The sequence below is a fragment of the Promicromonospora sp. NPDC090134 genome, assembly GCF_044746965.1.
GTDB lineage: Bacteria > Actinomycetota > Actinomycetes > Actinomycetales > Cellulomonadaceae > Promicromonospora.
The window spans coordinates 310,377-323,553 of record NZ_JBIVCZ010000003.1; the positions used below are offsets into that span (position 1 = coordinate 310,377).

General features: G+C 70.1%; 13 protein-coding genes. 4 read left to right on the top strand and 9 right to left on the bottom strand.

Features of this window, described 5'->3' with window-relative positions:
* The first annotated feature begins 152 nt into the window (after positions 1-152).
* A complete protein-coding gene (locus ACIPN7_RS11080) occupies positions 153-2,027 on the top strand; it encodes a glycoside hydrolase family 15 protein (RefSeq protein WP_400541235.1) in 1,875 nt (624 codons plus the stop codon).
* Positions 2,028-2,038: 11 nt separating this feature from the next.
* Here the strand turns inward: ACIPN7_RS11080 and ACIPN7_RS11085 are convergent, their stop codons facing one another.
* Entirely contained in the window at positions 2,039-2,950 is a 912-nt protein-coding gene (locus ACIPN7_RS11085; RefSeq protein WP_400541238.1) for an LLM class flavin-dependent oxidoreductase, read from the bottom strand.
* A complete protein-coding gene (locus tag ACIPN7_RS11090; protein WP_400541241.1) occupies positions 2,950-4,854 on the bottom strand; it encodes an FAD-binding protein in 1,905 nt (634 codons plus the stop codon). Before ACIPN7_RS11090 ends, ACIPN7_RS11085 begins: the two co-directional genes overlap by 1 nt.
* 137 nt (positions 4,855-4,991) lie before the next feature.
* Between ACIPN7_RS11090 and ACIPN7_RS11095 the strand changes: the two genes are divergently transcribed.
* The gene (locus ACIPN7_RS11095) at positions 4,992-5,603 is read left to right on the top strand and encodes a TetR/AcrR family transcriptional regulator (protein WP_400541244.1); all 612 of its coding nucleotides are present in this window, start codon (positions 4,992-4,994) and stop codon (positions 5,601-5,603) included.
* A gap of 271 nt (positions 5,604-5,874) precedes the next feature.
* A complete protein-coding gene (locus ACIPN7_RS11100; RefSeq protein ID WP_400541247.1) occupies positions 5,875-6,183 on the top strand; it encodes a hypothetical protein in 309 nt (102 codons plus the stop codon).
* A gap of 33 nt (positions 6,184-6,216) precedes the next feature.
* Here the strand turns inward: ACIPN7_RS11100 and ACIPN7_RS11105 are convergent, their stop codons facing one another.
* The 7 genes from ACIPN7_RS11105 to ACIPN7_RS11135 all read right to left on the bottom strand — a co-directional run bounded on the left by ACIPN7_RS11105 (position 6,217) and on the right by ACIPN7_RS11135 (position 12,415).
* Entirely contained in the window at positions 6,217-6,534 is a 318-nt protein-coding gene (locus ACIPN7_RS11105; RefSeq protein ID WP_400541250.1) for a hypothetical protein, read from the bottom strand.
* Positions 6,513-6,938 (bottom strand): hypothetical protein, encoded by a 426-nt coding sequence (locus ACIPN7_RS11110; RefSeq protein WP_400541253.1) that lies wholly within the window; start codon positions 6,936-6,938, stop codon positions 6,513-6,515. The genes ACIPN7_RS11105 and ACIPN7_RS11110 overlap by 22 nt, the downstream gene beginning before the upstream one ends.
* A gap of 354 nt (positions 6,939-7,292) precedes the next feature.
* Entirely contained in the window at positions 7,293-7,889 is a 597-nt protein-coding gene (locus ACIPN7_RS11115) for a TetR/AcrR family transcriptional regulator (protein ID WP_400541256.1), read from the bottom strand.
* A 103-nt stretch (positions 7,890-7,992) separates the two neighbouring features.
* Positions 7,993-9,237, bottom strand: a complete 1,245-nt coding sequence (locus tag ACIPN7_RS11120; RefSeq protein ID WP_400541259.1) for a fumarylacetoacetate hydrolase family protein — start codon at positions 9,235-9,237, stop codon at positions 7,993-7,995.
* Between the two features lie 125 nt (positions 9,238-9,362).
* The gene (locus ACIPN7_RS11125; RefSeq protein ID WP_400541261.1) at positions 9,363-10,055 is read right to left on the bottom strand and encodes a response regulator; all 693 of its coding nucleotides are present in this window, start codon (positions 10,053-10,055) and stop codon (positions 9,363-9,365) included.
* A complete protein-coding gene (locus ACIPN7_RS11130) occupies positions 10,052-11,305 on the bottom strand; it encodes a sensor histidine kinase (protein ID WP_400541264.1) in 1,254 nt (417 codons plus the stop codon). Before ACIPN7_RS11130 ends, ACIPN7_RS11125 begins: the two co-directional genes overlap by 4 nt.
* A gap of 297 nt (positions 11,306-11,602) precedes the next feature.
* Entirely contained in the window at positions 11,603-12,415 is an 813-nt protein-coding gene (locus ACIPN7_RS11135; protein WP_400541267.1) for an SGNH/GDSL hydrolase family protein, read from the bottom strand.
* Between the two features lie 359 nt (positions 12,416-12,774).
* Here ACIPN7_RS11135 and ACIPN7_RS11140 point away from each other — a divergent pair, with 359 nt between their 5' ends.
* The gene (locus ACIPN7_RS11140; RefSeq protein ID WP_400541270.1) at positions 12,775-13,167 is read left to right on the top strand and encodes an ester cyclase; all 393 of its coding nucleotides are present in this window, start codon (positions 12,775-12,777) and stop codon (positions 13,165-13,167) included.
* Positions 13,168-13,177: the final 10 nt, after the last annotated feature.

Below are 13,177 nucleotides of genomic sequence, written 5' to 3' on the forward strand. Positions count from 1 at the left end.
GCTGGTTCCCGCTCGCAGCCCGTCTCGCTGCGAGGTCGACCACGATCGGGCAGGCTAGATCGACAGACCCGGCAGCAACGGGTCTATCAAGCTGGTCGCGGCATCCTCGTCGTCGCAACCACGGCAGGCCCGCACGGCGGAGAGGTGCTGCAATGAGCCGTCAGCCGATCGCCGACTACGGACTGCTCTCAGACCGGCACTCCGCCGCCCTGGTCGGCCGTGACGGCTCAGTTGACTGGCTCGGCTTCCCTCGATTCGACAGCCCGTCGGTCTTTGGACGGTTGCTCGACGCGGAGGCGGGAACCTGGACGATCCAGCCTTCCGAACCGTCCGACCTCGAGGTCAGCCGAAGCTACGTGTCCGACACCCTGGTGCTGAGGACGGTCTTCACCACCCGGGTCGGATCGGTCGAGCTGACCGACGCGCTGGCCCTCACCGATCCGCGAACCCTCGACACGGCCGACGTGACCAAGGAGGACCCTCATCGCCTCGGTGAACACGCCCCGCACACCCTGATCCGCGAGCTGCGCGGAATCAGCGGCGAGATGGAGCTCGAGATCGTGGTGCGGCCGCGGCCCGAGTACGGGCTGGTCGTTCCCCGGCTGAGTCACACCGACGGCTGCGTCCGGTGTGCGGGCGGAGCATGCCGCCTGCTGCTCTCGTCCACGGTCGACTGGATCCTGGACGAGGGCGAGGCTCGGACGACCGTACGCGTAGCAGCGGGCGAGACCGCAGGTTTCGCCCTGCAACAGACCCAGCTCGCCGATCCGCCGCCGCTGCCCTACACCCCCGAACAGATCCACGCCTCGTTGCGGACGACGATCATCGCCTGGCAGGACTGGTCGGCCGAGCACCAGAGCTATGCAGGTCCATGGCGCAACCAGGTTCTGCACTCCGGTCGTGTGCTGCAGGGGCTGAGCTACCGGCCGACCGGTGCGATCATCGCCGCGGCAACCACCTCACTCCCCGAGGAGATCGGTGGCGAGCGCAACTGGGACTATCGCTACTCGTGGGTGCGCGATGCGAGCTTCACGATGGAAGCGCTCTGGGTTGCCGCCTGCCCGGACGAAGCGGGCGAGTTCTTCGAGTTCATGGCCGCCGCCGCGGCGCACGGCAAACGCGGTTCGCTGCAGATCATGTACGGCATCGGGGGCGAGCACGACCTCACCGAGCGAACCCTCCCTCACCTGTCCGGCTGGCGGGACAGCAGGCCGGTCAGGGTCGGCAACGCCGCCTGGAGACAACCACAGCTGGACGTGTACGGCGAGCTGCTCGCCTCCGCACACCGGCTCCGCCACCAGCTGGGGACCATCTCCGCATCGACACAAGACTTCTTGATCGGACTGGCCGACACCGCCGCAGCGCTGTGGCGACAACCGGACAACGGCATCTGGGAGGTCCGCGGCGAACCCCGGCACTTCCTCTACTCCAAGCTGATGTGCTGGGTCGCTCTCGACCGGGCCGCCGGTCTGTCCACATGGCTGGGAGCCGTCGAACGCGGTGAGCACTGGCGGTCGGTCGCCCAACAGATCAGAGCGACGATCCTGGACGAGGGGTGGAACGACGAGGTCGGTGCGTTCACCCAGTCGTTCGGGTCGAACCAGCTCGACGCCTCAGCCCTGATGATCCCGATCGTCGGGCTCCTGCCCGCGACCGATCCTCGCGTCCTCGCCACGATCGACGCGATCGACGACCAGCTCACCGATGACCAGGGGCTGGTCTACCGCTACCGCACCTCGAGCGGCGTCGACGGGCTGGCCGGCGAGGAAGGCACTTTCCTGCTCTGCACGTTCTGGCTCGCCCAGGCACAAGCCCAGGCCGGCCGCGTCGAGCAGGCCCGCGCCACCTTCGACCTGGCCAGCCGCTACGCCAACGACCTCGGCCTGCTCTCCGAGCAGGTCGCTGACGGTGAGATGGTCGGCAACTTCCCCCAGGCATTCAGCCACATCGGCCTGATCAACGCCGCCTGGGCCATCCACCAGGCGTCCCGTCGTACCCCTGGGTCGTCGTCCGAGACCGTCACGTGACGATCGAGGTCTCAGGTGGCCGCCCCGCGACGCTCCCGCCCAACCGCCTCGCGCACGGCCGGCGCCACCTCGGCCGCGAACCGCTCGATCGCGTGTCCGTCGTCGCCGCCGATGAGGAACGTCGTGACGCCATGGGTCAGAGCGAGATCCGAGAGCTGTTCGACCCACTGCGCGGGCGGCCCCGCCAGCAGGCCCCGGCCGTCCGGCGCGAACTGCACGTTCATGAAGTTCATCAGCCTGCGCACGTCCCGGGGCGAGCGCCCCGCGGCCTCGGCGGCCTCGTCGATCCGGGCGTTCGCGTCCGGCAGCGAGTCGACGCCGCGCGGCAGGTACTCGATGGTGGGCAGCCACCCGTCCCCCACGGCGCCGGTCAGCGCGAGCATCTTCGGCTTGTAGGCACCGACCCAGACGCCGATGTCGTGCGCGGGCCGGGGGCCGCGTTTGGCGCCCGCGGCCTGGTAGTAGCGGCCGTCCAGCCGGACCCCACCCCGGGTGTCGGTGTCCCAGATATCGCGGATGATCGTGATGGCCTCGCGGAGCGCCTCGACGCCCTGCCCGGCGGTGAGCCGCCGTCCGCCCATCGCCTCGATACCGTCCCAGAACGCGCCCGCCCCCAGGCCCAGCTCGAAACGTCCGCCGCTGAGCACGTCGAGCGACGCCGCGGCCCGGGCCAGCACCGCCGGCGGGCGCAGGGGCAGGCTCAGCACGTTGCCGCTGACCCGGACGTTCTCGGTGCGGGCGGCCACGTACGACAGCAGCGTCCAGGTGTCCAGGAACGCCGGCTGGTAGGGGTGGTCCTGGAAGGTCACCAGGTCCAGCCCCGCGCGATCGGCCGTGACGGCCAGGTCGACCACCTGACGCGCACCGTGCGCGCTCGGTGTGGCGAAGGTCCCGAACAGCAGGTCGTGTCGGTAGTCGGTCATCAGTACCGTCCCGTCCGACCCGCGCCCGCGGCCTCACGGTCGCTGCGCGGATCGATGTTGAAGTTGTCGCGGAAGAGGTTGTCGGGGTCGTGGCGGCGCTTGAGGTCGCGCAGCCGGGTGAGGACCGACGGCGGGAACGCGTCGTCCAGCCGCTCGGGCCGCCGATCCGTGTCGAAGCTGAGGTACAGGCCGTCGAAGTGCTCGGACAGCGCGTCCCAGCGGGTGTCGAGGTCCGCCTGATCGGCGCCCATGGCGGTGACCTGGAACAGGGGCGTGCGGTGGGCGAACGCCGTCTCGTCGGCCGGGACGTCTGCGATCGCACCACCCATGGGACGCAGCTCGAAGAAGAAGACGCGGCCGCTGCGCAGCAGCTCGGCCGTGTCGTGCGCGTACTCGGGGGTGATGTCCGGCAGGAACGCGGACCGGGAGACGGGTTCGCCCCGCCCCTGGTGACCCTCCGGCCCGACGTCGTGCGCCTGCCCCATGATGTCCTTGTACCGGGTCACGAACACCTCCTGCTGGGCCAGGGCGCCGATGTCCAGGAACGGCGTGAGCCGCTCCACCACCACGGCCGGCTCGGGAGAGTCGACTATCGCGTACAGCTGGATCATTGACTGTCCCTGGCGCGGTCGCCCGGTGACCAGGAAGACCGTCGTGTCGCGGGGAGCCGCGGCCGCGACCTCGCCGAACCGGACGAGCGACCTCTCGATGTCGTCGGTGACCAGCGTGAGCTTCGCCCAGCCGACCTCGCCCACGTCGTAGACCTCGAACTCGAACGCCGTGGCGATGCCGAAGTTCGCGCCGGCCCCGCGCACGGCCCAGAACAGGTCGGGGTTCTCCTGCGCCGAGGCACGCACCTGGGTCCCGTCCGCGAGGACGAGCTCGACCGCCCGCAGGTGGTCGATCGTCAGGCCGTGCTCGCGTCCCAGCAGTCCGATGCCGCCCGCCGTCGCAAGTCCGCCCACGCCGACGCCGCCGTAGTCGCCGGAGCCGAGCGCCCAGCCGTATGGATCGAGCGCCGCAGCGACCTGCTTCCACGTGGCGCCCGGGCCGATCCGGACCAGCCGCCGGTCCCGGTCGAGCACCTCGATCCGGTTCATCCGGCCGACGTCGATCACCACCCCGCCGTCATTGGTCGACCGGCCGCTGACGCCGTGCCCGCCGCTGCGCACACCGAGCGGCAGGTGCGTGTGCCGCCCCGCGAACTCGAGCGCGTCCGCTACCTGTTCCGGGGTCTCGGGGCGCAGCACGATGCCGGGCGCCCCGCCCCGCAGATAGTTCGAGCTCACGGCGAGATACTCGGCGTCGCCCGGTTCGACGACGCCGTCCCGCAGCGACTCGGGCACACCGTCGTAGTCGATGACCTCGCGTCGCATCGCCCGGACGCTCAGGCTGCGCCGCCGGCCGACAGCGGGGCCGCTCGCGGCGACAATCGCCACGAGCCGGGCGACGTCGTCGTACGTGCGCACCGGAACCGCCACCGGCAGTCCTTCGCCGCCGAGGACGGCCAGCTCCTCGGCGCTGGAGCCGGCCGGTGCCTCTACCCAGCCCGTCCGGGTTGCAAGCCGGTTGCCCGCGAGCAGGCCGAGGCTCTGCTCAGCCTGGGCCGCCACGGTGGGATACGCGGCCTCGGGGTCATCCGGGTGCGCGGTCGCGTCCGGCGGGTGCCCGGCTACGGCGATCCCGATGCGTTCGGTGGAGCCCGCGATCCAGATTGCCGTGGTCCAGGGATCGAGCGACCCGGTGGCCCCTGTGCCGTCGGGACCAGGCGCGGCGACGACCACCAGGTCCAGCCCGCCTGCCTCCGCACGCTGCGCGAGCGCGGCCGGAGAGTCCGGCGCGGTAAGCGTCGAGGAATCCAGGACGATCCCCAGCTCGAAGTCCATCTTGATCCGTTCTTTCATGGGCGGTCTGCACGGTCGCGCCTCGGCCGCATACGGCCGGCACGTTCCGTTCCGGACCGCGGTCCGTTTGTTGGTGCCGGTGTAACGGACTATGGTCCGGATATGTTCCCGTCGCCCGTGGCCCCTGCTCGGTTGCCGTGAGCGCGCGCGCCCAGCCATCGCTTCTCCCCCTCGCGGGCCAGCCGCGGCGGGAGCGCGCTGATGCCGTCCGCAACCGCACCCGGCTTCTGGAGGTGGCGGCTCGTCTGGTGGCGCAGCATGGCGCCGCGAACGTCACGATGGACGCCGTGGCGGCCGCCGCAGAGGTCGGCAAGGGAACTGTCTTCCGGCGCTTCGGTGACCGTGCCGGCCTGATGCAGGCTCTGCTCGACCACGCGGGGCGCGCCTTCCAGCAAGCCTTCATCTCCGGCCCCGCTCCGCTCGGACCTGGTGCGCCTCCGGCGGACCGGCTCCGGGCGTTCGGCGCCGCGGCGATCGACCATCAATTGCGGTATCGCGACCTGTACCTCGCGGCGGAACTGCCGCCCGAGCGGCGCTACACCGACGACCCGCCACGAGCCCTCCTTGCCCGCCACGTCGCGGGGCTCCTCTCCGCGGCCGAGACCGAAGGCGATCTCGAGCTGCTCACCGAGGCCCTGCTCGCCTACCTCGACACCGCCCTCATCACCCACCTCCACACCCAGCGCGGCATGGCGGCGGAACGCATCACCGCAGGCTGGTCCCACCTCGTCGACCGGCTGGTGGGCTAGCAGACGCTCGACCCGACGATGCCAGCCCGGCAGGCGTGCGGTGACGACCAGGGTCGCCACCAGGTCGTGTCCGGGATTCGCGGAGCCAGAGGACGATCGCGGCGAGGGTGGTGCGGAGCCTCTGCCGGCGCGACCCTCGGCCGCACATGCAACGTCTGCGCCGCGGCCGGCTGGCGGCCGGCGCCGACCCACGGAAGGTTTGGCGGACGACCCATAGGATCAATCAGATGGCCGTCAGACCACCCCTAGCTGCATGACAGGAGACAGCACGATGACCATGGACGCCCGATACGAAGCTCTCAGAACCGCGCTCGAACAGGACCCCGACCGCGACGTCACCGTGCGTGAAGGAGCCCTCGTGGTCCATCAGACAGCATTCGCGTTCCTTGCGGGCAGCTCGCTCGCTGTCCGTCTGCCCGCCGGCCGCGCGGACGATCTGATCAAGCGTGGGATCGCGGAGCTCCTCAGGCACGACCCCGCCGCCGACTGGGTGACGATCTCGGACCCTGAGGACTGGCCCGAGCTCGCCGCCGAGGCCCACGAGCTCGCCAGCGGCCACCAGCCTGGCAACAGGTCGTGACACAGGTCCGGTGACCGGCAACGGCCACAGGAATCAGAGGCTCATGAGCAGCCGCTCCCGGCGCCGGCCGAGGTCCGCGAGCTGCGCGCCGAGCTCGGCCGTCCGCCGTCCGGTTCGCTGGTCAGTCTGCTCCACGATCCCGAGAGCCTCGTGCACCCGGTCGACGGCGCCGTCGATCCGGTCCATGAAGGTCCGGTTGTTGAATCGGTGGTCGAACAAGAAGTCGAACGCCCCGAGGTAGTCGTCGTCCAGCAGGTGATCGATGCGGTCCTGCTCGACCGCGTCGAACTCGCGCGCGAGCACGCGGAGCGCCGCACCGGCCTTCCGGATCAGGCCGACAGCCTGGTCCATCTCGTCGGCCTTCCGCCCGTCGGAGAGGCGTGCCAGCTGTCGACGTCGCCGAGAGCGTCGAGACCGGCACGCACCCCCGTGAGCTCCCGCTCCCAGCTGTCGACCGTGGTCCGCGCCTCCGCCACGTGAGCCTCGGCGTCGTCCTGCTCGGACCGTCGGGCCGCGCGCCACTCAGCGCGCCGGCCCCGCAGGGCCGCCAGGATCAGCGTGGGGCTCAGGCGCTCGAGCATGCGGACCGCAGCTTCCGCACCAGCGAGTGCCTCCGTCGCGCGGGCCAGCTCGTCCCGGGCCGCGGCGAGCGTCGAGCGCGCCGCGCCGAGGCGCTCCACGAGCTCCCGGTGCTCGACAACCGCCTCCTGTGCCGCCCGCAGCTCCGCCTGGAACTGCCGCCCCTCGACCGACATGGGGCTGAGAGTACGCCGCACCAGATCATGACCGGTACGAAAGCGCCCGCGAGCGCCGCTTCCTCAGCCGGGCGCGAGCGGGCGACCCCGTCTCGTCATGATCGGCCGCTGACGCCATGAGGTTTGGTGCACTACCGAAGTTGGTCGCATCTCAGCGGCCGTACTCCTCGGTCCGGGACGTTCCGCGAACCACCGGGCGGCCCCAACGAAACACAGCCAGTTCTGCACCAACGACCAGTGCGGGACACACGTGCACTGAGCGAGGCTCACCCTCTCAAGGGCGCCGAGCTGCGGTACCGCGACGCTCGGCGCCCTTGAGACAAGTCATGGTCAGGAGCGTCCCGCACGCGAGTGTTACGGACGCCAACCTTGAAGCGCCATGTCGGCCACTTCTTCGAGCTGTTCGCGATCGACATCAGTAGCGGCCTGGACAGCGATGCCAAACGCCACGGACATGACGTACCGGGCGAGCCGCCCGGGGTCCGCGTCGCCCGGAAGGTCACCCTCCTCCACAGCCCGCCGGAAGCGCTCCTCGAGCATCCTGCCGCCTGCCTGCCGCCAGGCCACGAGCACATCATGCGCACCCCGACCTCCTTCACCGGATACGAGCGCAGCTTGCACTCCCAGGCATCCGTGCGGGCTGTCAGGAAGAGTCGTCGCTCGGGCAGCCCCATGAAGCCACGCGTCGACCACCGCCCGTGCGGTGGGCTCCGCCAACGCCCTCGACGCGTAGGACGCGGGTCCGGCGGTGTAAAGGTCCAGGGCCTTTCGGAACAGCTGTTCCTTGTTGCCGAACGCGGCGTACATGCTCGTCTTCGTGATTCCCATGGCGCCGGTCAGGTCCGTGAGACTCGACCCCTCGTAACCGCGTTCCCAGAACACTCGCAACGCGCGGTCCAGGGCAACATCGATGTCGAACTCCCGCGGACGACCCATGACGGCGCTACGCATACCACTCATTCGACGAGCGTACGCCTCGGTACAGATGTGCCGGCCTGGTGACTCCGCCCTCACTCACGGTGACGGGAGGAGCCCTCGTCGACGGCGTGGGCGCCTACTCGGTCTCGGAGCGCGGTCCCGGGACGATGGTGGTGAAGATCTGCCCGAGCCCGTCGGCGCGGGTGACGATCTCGTCCCCCGGCCGGAGATAGACCCCGGCCTCGTGCGCGTCCCGGACGTAGACGTCCAGGGCGGACGCGACGACGCTCTCGGCGTTCGTGCCCAGGCTGGCCGCCCACTCCATGAAGCCCAGGAAACGCTGCCGAGTGTCCGGTGCGCGGTAGACCACACCTTCGGGGGTTCCGCTCTGGATGATCGTGCCCTGCGAGATCACACCGGGCTCGCGGGTCAGCGGGATCTGCTCGCCGTCGCTGTCCCAGGTGCGATCCCCGATGGCGAGGACCTTCTCGATGACGGTCGGGGCGTCCCAGACCATGTCGACGGGGTGGGCGCGCTGGCGCAGGTCGCCGTTGACGAAGAGGTCGAGCTCGAGGTCCTGGTAGTAGGACTGCCAGTCGGCGGGGATGACGAACAGGTCGCCGGTGCTGAGGAACCCGGGCTGGCTCTTCGCGTTCGTGAACCCGGCACCACTGGTGAGGTTGTCCACCTCGATCTGGCTGACGAGCAGTTCGCGGTCGGTCCAGTCGTTGCTGAGCACGAGTCCCATGTGCTCGGGGGTGCCGGTCTCGGCGGTGATGTCGTCCAGCGCGACCAGGCCGAGCTCGACCTCGTAGTCCAGCAGGCCGCCGTCGCCGGCGAGCAGTGGCTCGTTCGAGTCGGTCAGGGCACCGATCTTCGGGAACAGGTAGGGCTCCTCGATGGTCGCTTCCGCCTGGTGCTCGACGTAGTTGGTGCCCGTGCCGATGTGGTCGGAATGTGTGTCGATCGCCGTGAGCACCTCCGACGCGGCGACGGTGACCGGCGTCAGTCCGGTGTCCGTGGCGATTTCCTGGAGCGCCGGATACCCGAGCTCGTTGAAGGCCTCGATCGGTTCGGTGAAGGCAGTGCCGGCCGCCGCGTTGAGGTCGACTCCCGTGATCTCGTTGCCCGAGTACCCGGTGACCGCCAGGATGGTCGGACCCGAGCCGACGTCGACCCGGGCGAAGGTGAGGGCCGTGGCGGGATCGGCGATGTCGACACCCTCCGTGGCGCCCGGCTCGATCTGTTCGGAGTAGACGAGCGGGAACTCGGCGGGGATCGCGCGGACGACGGCGTAGGAGCCGACGGCGGCGACGGCGAGGCCTGCCGCGACGCTGACGCTGATCGTGGCCGCCTTCCGGCGGCGGGACATGGTGCGCATGATGAATCTCCTCGTTCGGGTGGTGCCGCGGTGCGGCGGTGGCCCGAAGGTAGGAAGACATGCCGACGGGGATCATCACCCATCCGGTGCGCGTAGCCCGTACGCCGGTACCGGCCACGCATCGCTCAGGCAGTGTCGCCGGCGAGCCCTGCGGACCCCGGCGTGACCAGACCCGTCTCGTAGCCGAGCATCACCGCGTGCACACGGTCGCGGAGGTGCAGCTTGGACATGATGCGGCTGACGTGGCTCTTGGCGGTCTGCTCCGCCATGTACAGGATCTGGCCGATCTCGGCGTTCGACTTGCCCGTGGCCACGAGCAGGAACACCTCCCGTTCCCGGTCTGTGAGGCTGTTGAACACCGTCATCGGCACCAGGCCGTCAGGCTTCCTCGCGACGAACTGCTCGATCAAGCGCCTGGTGACCTGTGGTGCGAGCAGCGAGTCCCCGCGCGCCACGACCTGGACGGCGGTCGCGAGCTCGCGGACGCCGGCGTCCTTGAGCAGGAACCCGCTGGCCCCTGCCTCCAGGGCCGCGTAGACGTACTCGTCGATGTCGAAGGTGGTCAGCATGATCACCCGGGGGACGTTCGCGGCGCCGGCCGGGCGGGTCAGCCGGCGGGCCGCGTCGATGCCGTTCATCGCCGGCATGCGCACATCCATGAGCACCACGTCAGGGTGGAGCACCCGGTTGCGGGCGATGGCCTCCTCGCCGTCGCCCGCCTCGCCGACGACGGAGATCCCGTCCTCGGCCCCCAGGAGGGCGGTCATGCCGGCCCGGAACATCGGCTGGTCATCGACGACCAGGACGCGAATGGTCATCGTGACTCCTCAGGTTCGACAGTCCGGCCGACGGCCTGTTCGATGATCGCCGACGGCAGGATCGCCTCGACCGAGTACCCGCCGGACCTGTCCGGGCCGGTCTCCAGGCTGCCGCCGAGCAGGCTGACCCGTTCCCGCATCCCGCGAAGACCGTGCCCGCCGCGGTCCGGGCTCGCCGGTGTGTCGCTGCCCTCGGCCGTTGGCGGACCGTTGCGCACGGTGACGTGCAGGGCCGTTCTGCGGACGCCGATCAGCACCTCCGTCGACGCCGAGGGGGCGTGCCGGGCGACGTTGCTCAGCGCTTCCTGCACGATCCGGTAGGCGGTGAGCTGGGCGATCGGTGACGCGGCGGCGGTACCAGGTGCGATGTCGAGCCGTACGGGTATCCCGGCGCGGACGGTCCCTGCCGCGAGGTCGGCGATGTCCTGGATCTGCGGTTGCGGTGCGAGGTCGGCGTGTCCGTCTCCGGGCCGCAGCGCGCCGAGGAGCTGGCGCATCTCGGCGAGCGCGGTGCCGGCCGAGCGGGCGATGTCCTCGAAGTCGCGCTCCACCTCGGGGCGCGTCGGACCGAGCCGGGCCGGCGCGGACAGGGCCTGCATGTGCACCAGGGACATGCTGTGCGCGACGACGTCGTGCAGTTCCCGGGCGATGCGCGCCCGCTCCTCGAACAGGACGCGCTGTGCCTCGGCGTGCTCCACGTCCTTGCGTGCCTTGGCAAGCTCCGCCCGGATTCGATGGCGCTGTCCGACAGCGATCGCGGCGCCGAGCACCAGGAGGGTGTAGCTGGTATAGATCGTGAGGTTCGTGCCCCACTGGTCGGGGTCGGCGTAGCGGTCGGGCGTCAGCACGATGAGCGCCACCAGCATCGCGACGCTCGCCCACCAGGTCCCGAACGACACCGTCCACCGTTCGCGGACACCGAGCAGGAGCACCAGGGCACCAAGGGAGACCAAGCCCGTGATCGGCAGGGGCCACATGTCGGCGTCGCTGTCGCGTGTGACGAGCACCAGTGCCGCGATGGACACGAGGTGCACGGTGGCACCGAGACGCGGCCGCGGAACCGCGAGCACGAGCGACCCGCACTGGACCGTCGCGATGCCGAACGCCACGGCGAGGTCCAGCTCGTAGACCGCCGACGTGTAGGGCACCGCCACCGCGTAGAGCGTGGAGCAGAACAGGGCCACGACGCACCGCGCCCAGAAGGGCAGCGGCGCGCGCCTCATCGTCTCGCTCGGCTGGTCGTGCGGCATGTCCTGAGCGTACGGTTCGCGGTGCGCGCCGGTCCTCACCCCTGGGTTGAGCACTACCCGTACCGCGGTACGGGCCAGCGCTGCCACGCCGTTGTTCGTCGGCAGCGCTCCGGACGCCGGACGGTGGCTACGCGCTGCCGCGCGGAGCCACCGTTGCGTGCCGGACTCAGTCCCTGCCAGGCCGGTGCGAAGAACGCCCGCACGATGCCGTGCCCGTACGGCAGCGGGCGCAGGGCGACCTCCGACTCGACGGCTGTCGCCCCGTGCCTCGCACGGTCACGGTGATGGCCGGGCCGTTCATCGGGTCTGCTCCATCCAGTCGGCGGCGAGGCGGCCGGCGACGGCGGCACCGCGCTCGTTGAGGTGCACGTTGTCGGCGGTGACCTGCAGGCCGTGGCTCGCCGACATCTCGTTGAATGTCTTGCCGAGCAGAAACTTGTCGAACGCGGTCTGGATGATCGGGAACGAGAACTCGGGGGCGTCACCGTCCAGCAGCGGCTCCAGCGACTCGAACAACGGCAGGTAGTCCACCCCGCGCTCCTCAGCCTCGCTCCGGAGCATCGCGTTGTAGGCGCGGACCCGGGTGTTCTGGTCGCTGTCGGGCTGCTCGCCCAGGGGCTGCAGCGACATCACGGCGACGTCCGCCGTGGTCTGCGTGGTCAGCTTGTCCAAGATCTGGGAGATGTTCTCCTGCGACTGCTCGGGGTCGACATCGTTGCGGATGTCGTTGGTGCCGACCAGGGTGATGACCCGCTCGGGGTCCAGCTCGATGACGTCCCGGTCCAGGCGCTCCAGGAGGTCGGCGGCGGTGTGCCCGTTGATACCGGCGTTGACGACGTCGGTGCCTGGCTCGTACAGGCCGCTGACCCAGTCGGCGCTGATGGTGCCCTGCACCGTGCTGGCGCCGGCGACCACCATCAGCGAGGCCGACACCGGAGCGTCGCGAAACGCGTCCGGGCCGTTCGCCGGCTTGAAGACGAAAGCCTTCATCAGTACCGAGACGCTGACGATCAGGGCGGCGACAAGGACCGTCGCGACGACGGCGACCAGGCGCCGGCCCCACCGGCGCCGAGAGCCGCTGGCGGTGGGGACTTCGAGAGAGTCGGGCATGGGAGTTCCTTCCAGGAGTCGAGGTGCCTGCCGGCCACGGCCGGCGCCCGACCGGACAGGCGTCCGGTGGGTGCGCGGACATCGTCAGTGGCCAGATCCCCGTTCGACATCACCCACCGGTACGGACCGAGCCACACCCGCGGTACTCGACCTTCGTCGCTACCAGGCCAGATCCGCTCCCCCGATGCTCCGGGTCCGCGACGAGCGCAAGCGCGCACCCCATGGCACTTAAGTACCGATCGGAATGAAAGTCCGGTGGTCGGTGTTGGCGCGTGTGTCATGGCCACCAACACACGCGCGGCGGCCGGACACACGAGATTCGAACGCTGCCCGCCAGGTGGCACCAGGAAAGGACGCCCATGTCTGACATCGATCTTCGCGAGTTCTACGAGCGCTACATCGAAGCGCTCAACGCCCACCAGTTCGACCGGATGGACGAGTTCATCAACGACAGGGTCACCCTGAACAGCGAGCCCGGCACCAGGGACGACGTGGTCGCCGTCCTGACCGGGGACGCAGAGGCCGTGCCCGACTTCCACTGGGAGCTGCAGGAGCTCGCGTTCGACGGCGACCGGATCGGCGCCCGCCTGATCAACACCGGCACCCCTGTCAAGGAGTGGCTCGGCGTCACCCCCACCGGGGCATCGTTCGAGATCGTCGAGTACGCCATCTACCAGGTGCGCGACGGACGGTTCGTGCACATGTCCGCACTGCACGACGCCGAGGTGCTGCGCCGACAGCTCGCCGGATGACCTGACCTCC